The 17,870-nt window shown below is 53.9% G+C and carries 16 protein-coding genes; 13 read left to right on the top strand and 3 right to left on the bottom strand.

Annotation, left to right across the window (positions count from 1 at the left end; all coding sequences use genetic code 11):
• Positions 1 to 97 precede the first annotated feature (97 nt).
• The 8 genes from QEH57_RS06840 (at position 98) to QEH57_RS06805 (ending at position 8,641) form a co-directional block, all read left to right on the top strand.
• A complete protein-coding gene (locus QEH57_RS06840) occupies positions 98 to 691 on the top strand; it encodes an SLATT domain-containing protein (RefSeq protein WP_309005955.1) in 594 nt (197 codons plus the stop codon).
• A gap of 76 nt (positions 692 to 767) precedes the next feature.
• On the top strand, positions 768 to 1,661 hold the full coding sequence (locus QEH57_RS06835; RefSeq protein ID WP_309005954.1) for a hypothetical protein: 894 nt from the start codon (positions 768 to 770) through the stop codon (positions 1,659 to 1,661).
• Between the two features lie 8 nt (positions 1,662 to 1,669).
• Positions 1,670 to 2,224 (top strand): DUF1643 domain-containing protein, encoded by a 555-nt coding sequence (locus QEH57_RS06830; protein ID WP_309005953.1) that lies wholly within the window; start codon positions 1,670 to 1,672, stop codon positions 2,222 to 2,224.
• 86 nt (positions 2,225 to 2,310) lie between these two features.
• Positions 2,311 to 2,640, top strand: coding sequence for a hypothetical protein (locus QEH57_RS06825; protein ID WP_309005952.1), 330 nt, complete (start codon positions 2,311 to 2,313; stop codon positions 2,638 to 2,640).
• A gap of 8 nt (positions 2,641 to 2,648) precedes the next feature.
• Complete coding sequence (locus QEH57_RS06820; RefSeq protein WP_309005951.1) at positions 2,649 to 3,221, top strand: hypothetical protein; 573 nt, start codon at positions 2,649 to 2,651, stop codon at positions 3,219 to 3,221.
• Positions 3,222 to 3,621: 400 nt separating this feature from the next.
• A complete protein-coding gene (locus tag QEH57_RS06815) occupies positions 3,622 to 4,755 on the top strand; it encodes a Fic family protein (protein ID WP_309005950.1) in 1,134 nt (377 codons plus the stop codon).
• 50 nt (positions 4,756 to 4,805) lie between these two features.
• On the top strand, positions 4,806 to 7,925 hold the full coding sequence (locus QEH57_RS06810) for an HsdR family type I site-specific deoxyribonuclease (protein WP_309005948.1): 3,120 nt from the start codon (positions 4,806 to 4,808) through the stop codon (positions 7,923 to 7,925).
• Entirely contained in the window at positions 7,925 to 8,641 is a 717-nt protein-coding gene (locus tag QEH57_RS06805; RefSeq protein WP_309005947.1) for a SprT family zinc-dependent metalloprotease, read from the top strand. Before QEH57_RS06810 ends, QEH57_RS06805 begins: the two co-directional genes overlap by 1 nt.
• A gap of 794 nt (positions 8,642 to 9,435) precedes the next feature.
• Here QEH57_RS06805 and QEH57_RS06800 read toward each other — a convergent pair.
• Together QEH57_RS06800 and QEH57_RS06795 are read right to left on the bottom strand one after the other, a co-directional pair.
• Positions 9,436 to 10,059, bottom strand: a complete 624-nt coding sequence (locus QEH57_RS06800) for a metallophosphoesterase (protein WP_309005946.1) — start codon at positions 10,057 to 10,059, stop codon at positions 9,436 to 9,438.
• Positions 10,060 to 10,129: 70 nt separating this feature from the next.
• Entirely contained in the window at positions 10,130 to 10,489 is a 360-nt protein-coding gene (locus QEH57_RS06795) for a CHC2 zinc finger domain-containing protein (protein WP_309005945.1), read from the bottom strand.
• 209 nt (positions 10,490 to 10,698) lie between these two features.
• Here QEH57_RS06795 and QEH57_RS06790 point away from each other — a divergent pair, with 209 nt between their 5' ends.
• Entirely contained in the window at positions 10,699 to 11,241 is a 543-nt protein-coding gene (locus QEH57_RS06790; protein WP_309005944.1) for a hypothetical protein, read from the top strand.
• A gap of 30 nt (positions 11,242 to 11,271) precedes the next feature.
• Here QEH57_RS06790 and QEH57_RS06785 read toward each other — a convergent pair whose 3' ends face one another.
• Positions 11,272 to 11,595 carry a hypothetical protein gene (locus tag QEH57_RS06785; RefSeq protein WP_309005943.1) on the bottom strand — a complete coding sequence of 108 codons (324 nt, stop codon included), beginning with the start codon at positions 11,593 to 11,595 and terminating at the stop codon, positions 11,272 to 11,274.
• 835 nt (positions 11,596 to 12,430) lie between these two features.
• Between QEH57_RS06785 and QEH57_RS06780 the strand changes: the two genes are divergently transcribed.
• The 4 genes from QEH57_RS06780 to QEH57_RS06765 all read left to right on the top strand — a co-directional run bounded on the left by QEH57_RS06780 (position 12,431) and on the right by QEH57_RS06765 (position 17,511).
• Positions 12,431 to 12,979 (top strand): hypothetical protein, encoded by a 549-nt coding sequence (locus tag QEH57_RS06780; RefSeq protein WP_309005942.1) that lies wholly within the window; start codon positions 12,431 to 12,433, stop codon positions 12,977 to 12,979.
• On the top strand, positions 12,972 to 13,502 hold the full coding sequence (locus tag QEH57_RS06775; RefSeq protein ID WP_309005941.1) for a hypothetical protein: 531 nt from the start codon (positions 12,972 to 12,974) through the stop codon (positions 13,500 to 13,502). Before QEH57_RS06780 ends, QEH57_RS06775 begins: the two co-directional genes overlap by 8 nt.
• A gap of 587 nt (positions 13,503 to 14,089) precedes the next feature.
• On the top strand, positions 14,090 to 16,468 hold the full coding sequence (locus tag QEH57_RS06770) for a hypothetical protein (RefSeq protein WP_309005940.1): 2,379 nt from the start codon (positions 14,090 to 14,092) through the stop codon (positions 16,466 to 16,468).
• A gap of 101 nt (positions 16,469 to 16,569) precedes the next feature.
• Positions 16,570 to 17,511 (top strand): family 16 glycosylhydrolase, encoded by a 942-nt coding sequence (locus tag QEH57_RS06765; protein ID WP_343224763.1) that lies wholly within the window; start codon positions 16,570 to 16,572, stop codon positions 17,509 to 17,511.
• Positions 17,512 to 17,870: the final 359 nt, after the last annotated feature.

Raw genomic sequence — 17,870 nt, 5'->3', positions numbered from 1 at the left:
GCGACTCAGTGTTTCAATATAGCGGAGTCAGCAATCGAACACGAAACATCTAGCCCCAAAAGAGAATGGTCGGCAAAGCAGGATTGGAGGAAAATTTATGGAACTAAATTCCCAGAATAAAGCCCGAACTCCGGATCAGCTAACGACTCTCGAAGGTCAGATTCGCGAGTGCTTTGGTCGGGTCGTGTATTCGCACAAGACTCACGAGAAGTGCGCAGACCTATTGCTTTCTCGCCTAGGCAAAATCAAGCTGTCTCAGCTCATCTTGTCCGCGCTTGCAACCGGCGGATTTATTTCAACTCTGCTTGGTTCAGGGAATTGGGCTGCGATTGTTGGTACCCTTGTTTCAACTACGCTGCTTGTTCTCAATTCCTATACGAAGGATTTCGACCTTGGAGAGCTTGCTCAGAAGCATCGGCAGGCCGCAGCAGACCTTTGGTTAATTAGAGAGAGGTATTTGTCTCTTTTGACCGACATCCGGATGGACGGAAATAAAATTGATTCCTATCTCGAACGCAGAGACGACCTCTTGAACGAACTCCATTCTTTGTACTCTGGAGCTCCTAGTACGAATTACGAAGCCTACAAGAAAGCCCAGGAGGCGCTTCAGAAATTGGAAGACCTTACATTCTCAGACGACGAAGTGGATGCTTTTCTACCGCGAGAACTCAAAAGGGGTGAAGACAAATAGAACCTCTTCTAAGCCTAGATCTATCGAACTGTCCTGCCCGAATTCGATGCTCCCATAAGGCACAAGTCCAAAGCACATGAATGTTGATCAAATCTACCAGCTTCAAAGAGATGACGCTTTCGCCGAGCAATTTTCTTCGGACACGTACACAACCTTCGTTGCGATGCCTTTCAGCAACCGAGGTGGTTATCCCGAATCCAGGATAAGGTCGCTACTGCTGGAGAAGGTACACGATCGAGCCAACGATTTGCTACCTGATGATGGCAATGGCAGGCGATTTGCACCTCTCAAGCGAGTAGACGGAGGACCCGGTGGAGCAATCACTATTACGGACCAAATCGCTGCCGATATCCTCAACTGCCACTTTTTCGTAGGAGACCTTACGGGTTGCAACTTTGGCGTTGTAATTGAGACCGGAATCGCCCTGGCACTGAAGCCAAACAAACGTGTAATTCTCTTCACTCAAGACGATACGGCTTCTCTCCATTTTGACCTCAAGGTTACCAATGTGAATAGGTACAATGAAGACAATCTCGTGGAGAAGGCTGCAACTGCTCTGGTGACTGCTGCGAAGTGTTTCGAAGAAGAGGCTGACCGCTACATAAGGTTGGTCTCTAGCCAGCTCACACCTGAAGCCATCCTACTGTTGAATTTCTATGGAAGGCTGTGGAAAAATTGGATACAAGGCGACTCTCAACCTTCGATCTACAGAGAAAAGGTTATAGGAACTTACAACGAGTTTATGGGAGAAGGCGGACGAGTAGCGTTTCATCAGGCACTTCGTGAACTCCTCGAGCGGCGGCTATTTTGGACGCACTACACTTCTGAAAGTGCTCGAAGCATCGACAGCTATGGTCTCCATGCCACAAAACTTGGCTGGAGTGTTATCGAGAAACTCTGGGAGCACGATCCCGAAATGCGAGGTAAGCCCGGAATGCCAACAGGACCAAATCAGATATCGCAATCTTAAGAATTCGAATGCAGGTGGCAGATTCAGTGCATGATCCAGGTGGTAAATCTCGCCCGCCTTGGCCTTCGGATTCGAAGGTGACGGCGGTGTTTTCCGATTGCCAGTGCTACCGCTATCAACTCCGAGAGGTCTGGGACGCAGGCAAACCGATTGTGCTTTGGATATTGATGAACCCGAGCGTTGCTTGCTTGGACTATAGCGATCCAACTCTCAAGAGGACAGGTACGTTCAGTCGCGACTGGGGCTATGGAGGTCAGTTGGTAGGTAACGTGCACGCGTATCGAGCAACGGACAAGAAGGAGCTGTTGAAAGTCGATGATCCCGTTGGCCCCGCCAATGATGAAGCAATTTTGGAGATGGCAAACCAGGCGGAGACCGTGGTTCTGGCCTACGGCCTGCCTCCGAAACGTCTTCGCCGTCGCAGCAAGGAGGTTGAATCTCTTCTGGCCGATCATCCTTCTGTATCGTACCTCAGACTCACGAAAGACGGCATGCCGGAGCATCCGCTCTATCTCCCCAAAAATCTGATTCCGCTTCCGTACCGAAAACAGGCTAAACTCTAATCTCCATTCTCTCAATCTGTGTCCTCTGTGAAATCTGTGGTTAAAAAATCTTTCAACCAAAGCCCCCGGAGAATTCCACTACTGCTATGATACCCAAGAAATTTGTCGGAAACTGGACCATCGACGAAACCAGCGAATGGGATGCTGACTTTCTTCACATGGTGGAGACAGCTAAGATCGAGATCCATCCCGATGGAATGGGACGCTTCCGCTTTGGCTGCGTGGAGACGGAAATCGACTGCGAGCCGGATGCCTGGAGCCCGCAGGAGATACTCCATTTCAGCTTCGAAGGCGGCGACGAGGGTACTCCGGTTTGCGGTCGCGGGAGCGTCAAGCTCGAGGGAGAGCACTTGCTCGGCAATTTCGCGTTCCACCTAGGCGACCGCAGCGCCTTCAAAGCGAGCAAACGATCCTGACCGTCGCCATGCCGAGCAACACGAAAACCTCAGCGAACAAACCGAGCTGGAGCGCCGTCCGCAAACAGCTTTCCCAACTGGAGAAGACGGCCCTTCTCGATCTAGTCAAAGATCTCTACCAAACGAGCGCCTCGAACAAGGACTTTCTCCACGTCCGTTGCTTGGCTTCGTGCGGCGGCGAAGCCGCATTCGAATCCTATCGGCAAAAGGCCATCGAACCCTTCTATCCCAAGCGCGGCGAGGCCAAGCTGAAGCTGGGCGAGGCTCGCAAGGCCATCCGCCAATACCGCCGAGCGACCGGCGATCTTCCCGGCACCGCCGAGCTTCTAATGACCTACGTGGAGAACGGCGTGGCGTTCACCAACGAATACGGCGATATCGACGAACGGTTTTACTCCAGCATCGAGTCGGCCCTAGACGAACTAGCCGACCTGCTTCGCGAAGAAGGAGTGCCGCTTTACCGCAAGTTCAGCAAGCGATTGGCCACAGTCGAACGAGAAACCGACGGAATCGGCTGGGGCTTCCACGACTACGTTTCCGACGTAGTCTCGCAGTTGGCTAGTGATTTCGGTAACGAATAATCGTAGTTTCGGAAATTTAATTAGCGGCAGGCCTTATTTAAAAAATAGGCTCAAAATTTAAATAAGCGGGACAATGCCTGGCCCGAATCCGCAATTGGACGCTGGTCCATGCCGCAATTGGACGCTCCCAGGACGGTCCTTGCTTTATGGGAAAAAGGGGTCGTTTTTCCCACAAAACGAGTCACCCACACTCGAGTCTACCCTTTGTATCTCAGCCACTTAATGTGATTCATTCCGAACGAAGGGGTCGAGATCTTCTCCAAAACAGTTCAACCGTCAGATTGGTCGTTCCTTCCCGTAGGTTTCGAAATTTAATTAGCGAGAGGTCTTAATTAAAAAAACGGGCATTTTTTTAAATAAGACCCTTTCTTAATTAAAAAAAGTTCGGTAGAAGAAAAAAATGCGTGATTTTGAAGCAGGCAAATGGTTGATGCAGACCGGCTTTCGTAGTTTCGAACCAAGCCCCATCAATCGGCCGTGGCGGATCGACGAACCCCGCGTTCTCGAAGCGCTGAGTCGCGCGGACCGGAATCTGGGCCGCCTGGACATGTTTTCGGAATACGTTCCAAACCTCGACCTGTTCGTTCGCATGCACGTAGCGAAGGAAGCGACAGAGTCTAGCCGCATCGAGGATACGCAGACGGAAATGGAGGAGGCGTTACTGCCCGAGGAAGAAATTCTCGAAGAGCGGCGAGACGACTGGCGCGAAGTAAATAACTACATCTCCGCCATGGACGATGCCATTTCAGCCTTAGCTGAATTGCCTTTCTCCACTCGTTTGCTGAAGAGAGCCCACGCGACTCTGATGTCCGGGGTAAGAGGCGAGCACAAGACACCGGGCGAATTTCGTCGTAGCCAAAATTGGATCGGCGGATCCAACCCGGGGAACGCCCGCTTCGTTCCTCCGATTCAAGAAAATGTGCCTGAGTTGATGGGGGACCTGGACTTGTTTGCCCACAACGGAGAGCTTCACCTCCCGCCTCTATTGAAGGTGGCGATCATGCATTACCAATTCGAAACGATTCACCCGTTCCTTGACGGCAACGGACGTATCGGGCGCTTGATGGTGCCTCTCTATCTCGTTTCCCAAGGCATCTTGAAGAAGCCGGTGCTCTATCTCTCGGACTATCTGGAGCGAAATCGGGAAGAGTACTACGAGCGCCTGACTCGCGTGCGAAGCGAAAATGCGATCGATGACTGGCTTCATTTTTTCCTCGATGGCCTCAGCGAAACAGCGGCGAGAGGCGTGGAGACCTTCAGCCAGATCCTGAAGTTCAAAACCCACTGGGAAGCTGAAATTTCCTCTTGGAAGCCTCAAGCAGCCTCGGGCTTGGCTCTCTTCCAGTTCCTATTCACAAATATTTGGGTCAATGCACAGATCGTGTCCAAAGCGACTGAAGTGTCTCAACCCACCGCTTACAAGCTGATAGAGCGCTTCGTCGATTGCGGACTGTTGCGGGAGATGACCGGGGCCAAGCGTGGACGGCTTTTCCTTTTCGAACCTTACCTAAAGCTTTTCAAGCAACGCGACTAGAACTGCAGTATCCAATCCCTCCAACTCTTGAATCCTCCTCCCCTCTCCTCATGACAATCGGCCAAGCGGAACGCGTTACCCAGAATCGAGTCGTCGCCTTGTTCGTCGACGAACTGAAATATCGCTACCTCGGCCATTGGCAGGATCGAACTGGCAACAGCAACGTCGAGGAGGCAGTTCTGGGCGACTATCTGTACAAGGCGGGCTATCGAAACGATCAGATCAGCCGGGCCATCCACTCGCTAAAGGTCGAAGCGAGCAATCGCAGCCGCACGCTCTACGAAAACAACAAGGCCGTGTATTCACTCCTGCGCTACGGAGTACCGGTAAAGGCTGAAGCTGGCGAAAACACGGAGAGCATTCAGCTTATCAACTGGGAATCCCCCGAGGCCAACGACTTCGGCATCGCCGAGGAAGTGACCGTGCATGGCCAGCACGAGAAGCGACCGGATGTAGTCCTCTACGTAAACGGGATCGCACTCGGCGTGCTGGAACTGAAAAACAGCCGCAAGTCGATCGGCGACGGGATACGGCAGAACATCAACAACCAGAAACCGGAGTTTATCGGGGACTTTTTCGCTACCCAGCAGCTAGTGATGGCGGGCAACGACTCGGAGGGGCTGCGCTACGGGACAATCGGGACGCCGGAGAAGTATTACCTGAAATGGAAGGAAGACGAGGAGGACAATGCTCGCCTCAAGCTGGACAAGTACCTGCTGAAGCTCTGCGACAAGAAACGTTTCTTGGAAATCGTGTACGACTTCGTGCTCTTCGATGGCGGAATCAAGAAGGTCCCGCGGCATCACCAGTACTTTGGAATCAAAGCTGCCCAGGAGCGCATCGCCCTGAAGCAAGGCGGCATCATCTGGCACACGCAAGGCAGCGGAAAGAGCATCGTCATGGTGCTGCTCGCCAAGTGGATCCTGGAAAACAATCCGGAAGCGCGCGTCGTAGTGGTCACCGACCGCGACGAACTCGACAAGCAGATCGAAGGCGTTTTCTCCAGCTCCGGCGAAAAGATTCACCGAACCCGAAGTGGCCGCGACCTGATGAGCCAGCTTTCGCAAGCGAAGCCTCGTCTGCTCTGCTCGCTGGTCCACAAGTTCGGTAAAAAGGGGGTGGACGACTTTGACCGCTTCATTCGGGAACTGGAGTCGCAACCCAGCGCCGCGGTGGGCGAGCTGTACGTATTCGTGGACGAGTGCCACCGTACGCAAAGCGGAAAGCTGCACCGGACGATGAAAGCCCTCATCCCGCAAGCGATCTTCATCGGATTTACCGGGACTCCCCTGCTCCGTCGCGACAAGCAGACTACGCTGGAAGTATTCGAACGGTACATACACACTTATCGCTTCGGAGAAGCCGTCGAGGACGAGGTGGTTCTGGACCTGGTATACGAGGCTCGAGACATTGACCAACGCCTTGGGTCGCCCGAAAAGGTGGACGCTTGGTTCGACGCGAAAACGCGCGGCCTGAACGATTGGCAGCGCGCCGCCCTGCGCGAGCAATGGGGAACCAAGCAGAAGGTACTAAGCTCCCGGTCCCGCATGGACCGCGTGGTGAGCGATATCATCTTCGACTTCAACGTGAAGCCTCGCCTAAGCAACCAACGCGGAAACGCGATCCTGGTGGCCTCTAGCATCCACGAAGCGTGCAAATACTTCGAGCGCTTCCAGCACACCCCATTCAAGGGGAAGTGCGCCGTCATCACCTCCTACAATCCTCAGGTCAGCGACATCAACCAAGAGGATACCGGAGAGAACACGAAAACGGAAAAGGAGTTCATCTACCACCTTTACCAAAAGCTCCTGAAGGACGTGAAGCCGCAAGGCAGCAAAACCAAGACGGAAGCCTACGAGGACCGATCCAAGCAATTATTCGTGGAGGAGCCCGCACGCATGAAGCTGCTCATCGTGGTAGACAAGTTGCTGACCGGCTTCGACGCGCCAAGCTGCACCTACCTTTACATCGATAAGTCGATGCGAGACCACGGACTTTTCCAGGCGATCTGCCGCACGAACCGCCTCGACGGAGAGGACAAGGATTTTGGATACATCGTCGACTACAAGGACCTCTTCCAAAACCTGGTCAACGACCAGCAGACGGGAGCCCTCCAAGTCTACACCTCCGAACTCGACAAGGACGAGTGCACCGAAGGGAACTCCGAGATCCTCTTGCAAGATCGACTGGAGCGCGGACGCCAACGGCTTGAAGACGCCCTGGAATCGCTCGCCGCCCTGTGCGAGCCGGTCAGAAGTCCGCGCGGCGAGTTGGAGCATATCCAGTATTTTTGTGGCAATACGGAGATCGCCTCCGACCTCGAAGAAAGAGAGCCGCGACGGGTCGCTCTTTACCGCAGCGTGGCGTCCCTCGTGCGAGCCTTCGCCAGCGTATCGGATGAGCTGGACGCTGCCGGCTTCAATGAGGGAGAGGCGGATCGCATCAAGGGCGAGATCGACCGCTACCTGAAGCTGCGAGAAATCATCCGTCGCGCCAGCGGAGAGACGATCGACCTGAAAGCCTACGAGGCCGACATGCGGCATTTGATCGACACCTACATCGAGGCCAACGAGTCCCGGAAAATTTCTTCCTTCGACGAAACGCCGCTGGTCGATCTCATCGTTTCGTCCGGCATCGACGAAGCGGTAGAAAGCTTGCCCAAAGAGATGCGGAACAATCCGGAGTCGGTTGCCGAAACGATAGAGAACAACGTTCGCAGCACCATCATTCGCGAGCACCTGAACGATCCCGCGTACTACGAGCGCATGTCCGCCCTGCTCGACGAAATCATCGCCGCTCGCAGACGACGAGCAATCGAGTACGAAGAGTACCTGCGCCGCATCGCGGATCTCGCCAAGGATGTTGGACGCGGCGCGGACGACTCGACCCCATCGACGGTCAAAACCGCCGGGCAACGAGCGATCTACAACAATCTTCAATCGGACGCAGCAGCGGAAGCCGCAGGCCGGTACGCAGGAGCGGACTCGAACGATCCGACGGCCGATCTGGCAGTAGCCATCGACAAGACGATCAAGCAAGTTAGTCCGCATGGCTGGCGAGGGCATGAAGCGAAAGAGCGGACAATCAAAGCCGCCCTCTTCGCGATCCTGCAGGACGAAGGCGAAGTCGAAAAGATCTTCCCGATCCTGAAGCAGCAAAGCGAATACTGATGGTCGAGCAGTTGAAGCTGAAAGACCTTTCGGTGGACTTGGTTCGCAAACGAATCAAGAACGTGCACCTCTCCGTCTACCCGCCAACAGGACGAGTCCGCATCGCGGCTCCGGAGGAGATGAATCTGGAAACGATCCGTGCCTTTGCGGCGAACAAGCTCCCCTGGATCCGAAGGCAGCAGCGCAAACAGCTTGCCCAGAAACGGGAGCCCAAACGAGAGTTTCTCGAACGCGAAAGCCATTACCTCTGGGGGAGGCGCTACCTGCTCTCGCTTGCTGAAGAAGAGGCCAAGCCAAAGGTAGAACTCAAGCACCGTAAAATCGTCTTAACGACACGTCCCGGAGCGAGCGAGAGCAAGCGTCGGCAAATCATGGAAGAATGGTACCGCCAGCAGCTATTGGAAGCGTTGCCCGCCGTCATATTCAAATGGGAAACCGTGATCGGCGCTAAGGTATCCGATTGGCAGGTCCGCAAGATGAAAACGAAGTGGGGCTCGTGCATCCCGCAGAACGATAAAATCATCGTGAACCTCGAGCTCGCTAAGAAGCCGAAGGAATGCCTCGATTACATCGTCGCCCACGAAATCGTTCACCTGCTCGAGCCAACCCACAACGAGCGCTTCAAGTCCCTGATGAACCTCTTCGTCCCGCAGTGGAGAGAGCACCGCAAAGTGTTGAACCGGATCCCCGTCAGCCACCGGGAATGGAGCTACTGATTCGCAGCGGGACTTAGGAGAGGTACTCGGAAAAGGATCCGTAGCTGCGAGCGACGGAAACGGTCTAAGACGATTTCGTTTCGCCAGTCGCGATCCTGAACGTGCGCGCTCACTCCCTACCACGAGCGGCATCGAGTCGGGCTTACCGACCACGCCACCAAGTAAATGATTCATCACGACCGCCGCTCGAGCGCACGTGAATCTTTTCCTTGAAACGCTCGGAACGAAAGAGCCTCCCCCTCCCCTGCAAGAGTCGATTTCTATCGTGCCCTGAAAACGTGGCTTTTCGCGTAAGTCGGGGTGGGGGGAATTGGCTTACTTGCCATCATCTACTCACAAACTTACAACATTTTGAGCGACTAGATTTTCGGGAAATTAAAGGAGCAAGGTCTCTCTCCATCAAGCGTAATACAACCCTACTGAAACGTTTTTCGTTCAACCGGTCGCAAAGCGAACCACTCCAGTCCGTGCGGAGCATCCTTGTAACGCAGATTTCAACGTCGGACCAAACGAAAAAATGCTCGCTCCAGCCTTAAGCACTCGACCACGTCACCACGTTTGGTGTTCGTTTCGCGACAGTGCTAGGCGTAGATGGAGGAACCCACTATTGTTACCCCGAGGCTGGGATACCCTTGGCGACGACTGGGCTCCCCGCTGTTTAGCCCAAGCCCGCCGCCTCGGTCCACCCGAACATTACGGCACCGAAAAGCCCTATGTGGAGCTTCGGGTTGCGATGAAACTGAAGGCGCCATCTCTCGCGTCGCTTCAAAGGAGGCGGCATCCAACCGTTCCCTTCAGCCTTTAATCTCGAAGACCCGAGGTGGGTTGAATCGCAACTGGTTCACGTAACTTGCGTTGATAAATTCTGTTCCACCAAGGCTTCTGTAACCACCGCTCCAATGTACGTGGCCAAAAAGGTGATAACGCGGCTTCACTTCGCGAACTCTCCGTCGCAGAACACGGCAACCTAGGCCCTGGTCAAAGGGACCGTCATCAAGTACACCATACGGCGGCACATGGGTAACCAGAACGTCGGTATCGACCGGGATTTTACTCCAGGTCTCGTCGATTCGCTCCTCCTCCATGCTGAATGGGTCCCCATCAGCATTGGGCACCCATGGCGCCCCATAAAAGAGCACGTCCTCGTATTCGTAAACTGAATCCACGAGTAGCGTCGCCTCGCTCAAATAATTCTTTTTGGAGCGCCAGCTTGCAAAGACGGGTACGTCGTGGTCGCCGGGGACGAACAGCTTTGCCTTGAAGTCCTGTTTGGCGAACCAAGCATTGAGCCGCTTCAATTTTCTGTCTCTACATTCGGATGTATCGTAGAAATCCCCCGCATGGATGAGCACATCACCCGAAAGCGGAGCGAGCATGTCATCCATCGTGTGGGTGTCTGATATCACTGTAACGTTCATTTCAAATTCCTTGCTATTTAGGATTAAGCGGCGCCCAGAGTATGGACGCCGCTATTTTCGTTTCTTGCTACTACGCAGCCTCAAGAGGCAGTTCCGCTTGGGGAAAGCCTCCAAACGGTCCAGTGGGACCTTCGTATTCGAGCCGGAAGCCACAACGCTTCGCGATCCATTCGACCGCGACAATGAACGGAAGACGGTAAGCAAGCTTGAAGTACTCGATCACGTCTCCGTGCTTGCCTGTGGCCTTACAGCGCCAGCGATTGACGTCGGGATTGATGCAAAGAGTCATCGGGCGGGTTGAAACGAACGGGCTCGGGGCGACGTAGTAGTCGCCCACGCGCGTCAGTTGCGTGTCTTCGGATATCAGGTCCGTCAAACTTACGACCTGCTTAAGCGCTTCAATGCTGCTCTTTTTAATGATTTTCTTCATTTTTTTTATTTGGGTTAGTGTAGATTTGGCCTCCAATAAAAAGACCCTGCAGCAATGCAGGGTCCAAGGCGGCGGGAAGCGTTCGCCGTCTTTTGTGTTTTGGGGACCGGGCTGATGCTTCTAGCAGCAGCCCAGAAATGACTAATTAGTATCCGCTTTTTAATTACTTTATGTTTGAAAAGAGACCGTAAACTGGCCACTATCGAGGCATGGCGAATCACTTTTCAGAAGACCTTTCCCGCTCGATTTCCGACACGAAGAATTTTCCGCTGGACGACTGCCTCGCCCAGCTATTCCCAGACTACCTTTGTTCTCGAGAAACCTCGAAGGCGAACGATCGTGCAGGCGCCGACATAGAGATCTTTCGAAAAAGCGGACACGACTTCGCCGACTTAAAGGTTCGGGACGAGGACCCGCGGCTCTGGGGCGCAGACGATCTTGCCGTCGAACTCTACAGCGTGTTCGAGAAGCGAATACGCGGCTACCAAAACCGGAAGGCCGACTACCTCATCTGGCTGTTCAAGCCAACGGGTCGAGCGGTCATGATAGATTTCCAAAGCTTCAAAAAATGCTACGACGCCAACTGGGACTATTGGCACTTCTGGCGAGCCGAGTCCCCGCAAAAGACTCGAATGCGGGACGGAACGACCTACCACAGCGTGCACTGCTACGTGCCGCTCCAACTGTTCAAGGCGGGCGTTACGGAGGCCAATGCCGGAAGGCGTAGCTTCCCTCGATCCGTGGCCGCGTGAGGCGAAGAAAGGGAGCGTCGGAAGCTATGCCTATATGAAAAAACCACGGAAGCCGCGGGCGAGATGCATGGCATGCTCGCGCTGACCACTCCGCAGGGCTTCGAGCACGTTTGCGCTGGCGAATAGCGGAAAGAGGTAAAACAGGGCTCGGGTTTCCATGCTCAGTTCCTCGCTCGCCAAGATCGAGTTAACATCCAGCACCCCAGGCAGCAGACTTCCCCGCCAAGTTTGAAATATTGGATACATTCTTCCCAAATCAGCTTCGAAGGCCAGCAGTTTTCCTAGCCCTTCAAGCTCATCTATCTCGTAAAAACGAAGACCTGCTTCCTCGGCAAACTCAGCCTTGGAAAGCATCAGCCCCAAGCCAGGTCTCCCGACTGCGCTCGACTGGACTAGACGAAAGAAGACAGCGACCCAGAGGTTCGTCGAACGATCGTTCCCAGCATCGAGAGCCGACCTACGGGCCATATCCAGAGCGATACCGACGATCTCGGCCGATCTCAATCCGCTAGCCGCCAAAGCATTCGGACAGGCCCTTGCTTACACGTTCCAACAATGCATCGAAAGACTTCGTCGCTCTCCCTCCCCTATTCCATTCCCGAGGCACCGCCCCATTATAACCAGCGTTTGTCGGCGAGAATCATGATCGTGCTCATGTCTTAATTTTCTAGAACGCTCCGGGGCATCCATTTTCGTAACCACATATTCGTTACACATACTATTTTTCTTCTTGGAAGCTAGCGACAGCTCAGCCTAACGATCGGAACGTATTCTATATCGCGATACAGACAATCCAACCGACACATCCTATGAAAGATTCGCACTCGGCGAATCCCACAGGCAACTGCCTGAACAGAAACCTCTCCTGCCCATTCATAAGAAAGGCCCCATCAGGATCCGACCAGCCCCACGAAGTTGGGTTGAAGAGGATCCATACAATGAAGAGCTTCAGTCAGCGAGCTACTGCACCAGCACTCGGAAAAAGGCGCACCCGATCTCTTGAGCCCTTCGCAGACCAACCCGATGCAGCAATTCCCAGTCGTTTTCTGGCAACGTCTGCCAATGTTGCATAAAGGACACGACGAGCCCGCTCTACTCCTTTTTCGACTCCAGCTTCCCTTCAAGCATCGAATGCCCAAGACCTCTACGCTCGACATTCATCCATTTAATCATAACGTTATGATTTAAGGTGAAATGGCTGGATAGAGATTCTTTACGCGAGGCGCTTTCATACCTCGGCAGGGCCGCCCTGGAGGAAGGTCTCGAATTGGAGATCTGCCTGTATGGCGGATCGGCCATGCTCTTGGCCTACGACTCTCGCGCTGCAACCAAAGACGTCGACGCCGTAATCAAGCCAGTCGATGCGGGAAAGCGGCTAGCCGCAAAAATAGCCAAAGACCTCCAGCTTCACGAGGACTGGCTCAACGACGACGTGCGCCAGTTCCTTTCGCCCGATCCAACTAAAGGAAGACGGAAGCTTTCGATTGAAATTCCAGGACTCAGGGTCTTCGTGGCTACTGCCAACTACCTTCTCGCCATGAAGGCCATTGCCTGCCGTCGCCCCCTTCCTGGATACCGCGGCGACCATGACGACCTCGTTTTCCTCATCAAAAAGATTGGGATACGAAACGTAGATGAAATCCAGGCGCGCATCGACCAGTTCTTCCACGATGAGGTGATCTCAGAAGAAAAAAGAGAAGTCCTAGAATCCCTAATCAAGGAGGCGAACGATGAGTGAGCCACCCCCAGACCAGCTACGACGCCCCGCGACCCTGAAGGACGTTTCCGTCCAGTCCCAAAACCTCGAAGAGTTCGGGTACAATCTTCGCGACTGGCAGCATGAGGTCTCTCGACTCGTTACAAGCCGAAAGCAGCTATCAGGCAGAATCGAAGAAGCGCCCCCTGTCCTTTCCAGCAAGTTTGCCCACGGGGACGTCGCCGATGCATACCTTGCCGCCTACGCCGAATGGCTCGCCCTATCAGCCGACATCGACGCGCCTGCTTGGTCCCAGGAAAAGACTAGGACGGCATCCACCGCTTGGTATGCAGACTCGAATCGCAGTCAATTGGAGCGACTCGCCCCTGACAGCTTCAAGAAACGCGGCCTGTTCACCGTTCCCGACAACATCTTCAGACCCCGCAAAGGCCGACCGCGCGTGTCAGCTGAATCGAAACGACAGAAATCGATCCAGCGTCAAAGGGCTTACCGCAAACGGATTAAAGCCCTTGTCGAAAAAGCCCGCGCGGCAGAGGCCAAGTAAGCAATCTAACCGATGGAGAGTCAGATGTAGATGGCGCGGCGTTGATGTTTCCTTAGCTGCCTTACTTTCAGAGAATCCTTCCCAGCTATTCGATTGAACAGTTCCTGCCTAATGGATCCTCGCCCGAAAGCCATCTAAACCAACGAGGTCTTCACATTGCAATGAACTCAACTGATCCAATCACAATTTGAGCGGCAACATTCGAGTACCCCCGTTCCTGCACCCACCTCTACACACCTACCTTACGCTCAATGGCTCTCCTCAGACTTGGAACCGGAGGGCAATCCGGCCCTACACTTCCACCCGGAACTCTTTCCGGTTGAACGCCCCTTAGCCTCACCGCTTTCGCTTCTGAAAGCGATAGGTTGTCTGAAGCAAGTTATTCCATCATCCTGGATGGAATGAGCCCACTTGGCCTCTACACTGTCTTTTTTGCCACTCAGAAAAGCAAAAAGTGCATATCCAGACAGATTGCTAACTGCTAAGCTTGCTGGCGTCACTCCGACTTCCGTAGGGACGCCATCAACCTATGGCTACCCAGTCACGCACTCGCGACTGCAACAGGAAAACGAACTCCCCAACACTCCATGCGCCCCGACAGCATCATTAAATCTACGATTCTATGCCTAAGCCTCTGCCTTGCTCAGCTGAACTCCGCAAGCGACTTGGAACGCCAAGCGCAGAGCAAGATCGAAGAGCTGGAAGCCTTGATGGCTTCGGCCCAAGAGCGATCCATCGACGTCACGCGGGAAGAAACCGTCCTGTGGTTTTCGCGGGAATTCCTCAAGTTCGCCCATTGGGACGAGCAGAACACGGAGGCCAACGAGTACCTCTTCGGAGTCTATCACGAGCCTTTCAGGAGCCAGAAGGAACAGCTCGCCGCTGAACTCCCCGATTTCGAGCGTCAGAAAGTAATCGAAATCTTGGATACGGGAATTGACACCCTCAAAAGGGTCCTGTCTGGGAAAATCGTCCGCCGACCGGTCAACAAAGTTGACTGGGAAAACATCGAAGTTGTCGAGGACACACTCCTGAGCAACGGACGCCCTATCTTCCTCTACGACTACTTCTCTAAGTCCGTTGGCAGACCTCTCACCGACACCGAGGTTTACAACGACCACCTCGGCGCGATCTTTCACGGAGGAGAAAACCTGTATCCAGTCGACCACGACCGGGCGATCAACTCTTTCCTCCTAAACGAAGATGGATCATGGGATCAAGATCTACTTAGCGAGATCACAGGTATTCCCGACACCAACGTCGGATTCTTGCTCTTCTGGAATGGAGGCCTTCCTGATTGGGTACTGAAGCAGGAACCGGAAGCCAACAAGGGTCGTAGCCTCTTCACGGGGTTCGACATAGACAATCCCCTCGTGCGAGATCTCTGGGGCAAAATCGCCCGCAAGTCCGGCGAGCTCACCCGCGGGAAAAAAGTTACCCAGCTCGGTTACATCCTTTCTAACGAACCCCACTGGTACGCCTCTGCAAGCCATTGGACCCAGCGCTACAAGGAGATGAACTCCATCTCTTCCTACACCGATGCAAACTTCAAAGCATGGCTGAAGAGCAACTACGAGGGCGACATCAAAGCGCTCAACAAAAACTGGGACACCTCCTTCGCCGATTTTGATTCCGTCACCTATCCCTTCCCTCTTCCACGCAAACTACTCGGACAGCCAATCTGGTACGACTGGTGCCGCTACAATATGGACCGTAGCACCGACTGGTTCACTTACATTCAAGGAGAATTGCGCAAAGGCAACCCAGAGGCGGACACCAGCATCAAGCTGCAACCCAACCTCTTCTCCGAGAATTACCGTTCACACGGCATCGACATGGAAGCCTTGACCGAACTGACATCTATCATCGGAGACGACGCGAAAACAAAATGGGTACGCAACCTCAATGCGAAGGGATCAGAGCCTTGGGAGGAACACTACTCCTACTTCTGGGAAGAGCTCAGCATGACCTACGACTTCCTCGAGTCCGTATCCCCAAATAAGATACACTTCAACTCAGAGAACCACTTCCTTTCCGCCTCGTGGGTACGTGAACTGGACATGCCAGCTGACTATGTGAGAAACGTCTACTGGCTGGCGACCATCCAAGGCATGGATGCCAACCTCGCATGGTGGTGGGCGCGCGACCCGGACGGATCCCCTGAAGACCGCATGGAAGGAGAGTTGAACTTCTTCGACCCCGCTCTCGCCGGTTCCTATGCAGCATCGGTCAACCAACAGCCCCACATCGCCAATGAAGTCACGCAGGTGATGTACGACCTGAACAGCTTCTCTGAGGAGATCATGGCCATTCGCAAACAGCGTCGCCCCATCCGCCTCTTTTACTCGGAAACTTCGGCGATCAACAAGAGCTCTCACATGAGCCAACAATTCAAAGCCTATGAATCCCTCTTCTTCGAAGGCTTCCCCATGGGATTCGCCACCGAAAAAATAATAAGAAAGCAAGAGCACTCCGCGTGGGACGCGATCCTCGTCTACAAAACTGAATACGTCACCGACGAGGAATTCGAAGCCCTGCAAGATTACTTACACGAAGGAGGCACAGTCCTGCTAGATAGCCCATCCAGCCTCGCCAAGAACCAGTACGGACAAGCGCGAAACAAGAAACTGACAAGCGGGAAAGGAAAGCTCATCGCCCTCGAAAAAGGGGCCTCTCTCGAGAATATAAAATCAGCCGCCTTGAACGCGGTCAGTGAGGGCTTGCCCGAGCTCGTCCTTGTCGAGGAAAACGGTACCCAGCACAAAGGCTGCACCTGGCGGGTGGCCGAAGGCCCAGAGGGCTCCATCTTGGTGAACATTCTCAATCTGGGAAAAAACACTGCGAAACTCTCCCTGAAAGATTCCGATGGCAAGAGCCTGAAATCGACCAACATGCTTACCGGCCAAAAAGTCGGGAAATCCTTCGAACTCGCGCCAAACGGCGTGCTGCTTCTGGAAGTGAAATAAAGTGTAGGAGAGCGCTCGAGGGCACGATTCTGCGACCTCACGATTCGCGACCAAGGTCGCTCCTACAAACTGCCGTGCGAATAAAAAACATTAGCTTACTCCTGCTCTCGTCCTCTCTCTCAACACTCGCATTCGCCGAGGAAGAATTCCCCCTCCCCTTCTCCGATCCGGAGAACACAGGCAACTGGGTCTACAATACCGAGGTCAGCGACGAGTTCGAAGCTGATACCATCAACGAGGATCGTTGGTATATCGTGGGCAAGTTCGAAGACGGAAAACCGTTCTACCGACATCCTGACAAGCCAGAGAAAAAGGTATGGAAAGGTCGCGCCCCTTCCCAGTTTTCCGGCCGCAACTACCGACTCGACGACGGCATGCTGAAACTCCAAGCGAAATGGGAGCCCGACTTTCCTTTTAGCGACGAGATTCACAAACCCGTATTCGGAGACGCACTACCTTACGAAAACATCACCACCGCTTGCTTCATTTCCCGCAAAGCCTTCAAATACGGATACGTGGAAATCAAGAGCAAGGCAGCCGACGCACAGGTCACCAGCGCATTCTGGTCCATGGGACTCGGGATCGAATTCGACTTCTTCGAACAGTACGGCGACGGACGTGGAGAAGACAAGGAGCACCTCGACAGCGAGCTTTGGTGGTCGATCCGCGACTGGAAGGAGCTCAAAGGAAAACCTTCTTACACCGAGCGTAAAGATCTCGGATTCCGCGTCGCCGACGATTTCCACGTCTACGGCATCGAGTGGGACGAAACCGGCATCAAGTATTTCGTAGACGGAAAACTCTTCACCTCCGTCACGGCTGAAGAAGCCTCTGAATGGGCGAGAGCCAATCGAGACGTGCCTGAGGACTATGACGGCTATGTGGCCACTGTTCCTATCAACCTCTGGCTCGACATGGAGATCTTCCCCTGGCACGGCATCCCCGAAACCAAAGAAGACCTCGAGAAGAACAGTCCTGAAGGCGAGCAAGAAGACGGAATCGTTGAATTCGAAATTGAATACGTCCGCGTCTGGCAAAAGTAGAGCCAGTCTCACCTAACAACGTTCGAATGGCGGCCTCGGATCAATTCAGACAGAAGAGCGATCAAAAAGTGCATAGCCTTGGTCCAGCAAGCACTGCTATACTGTGCCGGTAAAGGGTGAGCCTAAGCAAGACAACCCGTCACCTCAAAACCCCATGCCTCGCGTATCCGAAAACCTTGTAGCGCACCTCCATCCAGCGTCGAACACGTCACCTTCTAACGGGCGACAAATCATGATGCTGAGCGTGAAGCTAAAAGGCATGGCCATCGGCATCCCGCTATAGGAAGCACGCGCCTCAGGCGCGGCCCGCTAACCGCCAAAGCCACTCTCAGCAGCTACGCCTGCTAAGCGAAGGGTCG

Source organism: Pelagicoccus sp. SDUM812005 (genome assembly GCF_031127875.1).
Classification (GTDB): Bacteria; Verrucomicrobiota; Verrucomicrobiia; order Opitutales; family Opitutaceae; genus Pelagicoccus.
This window is presented reverse-complemented; position numbering and strand designations above follow the sequence as displayed.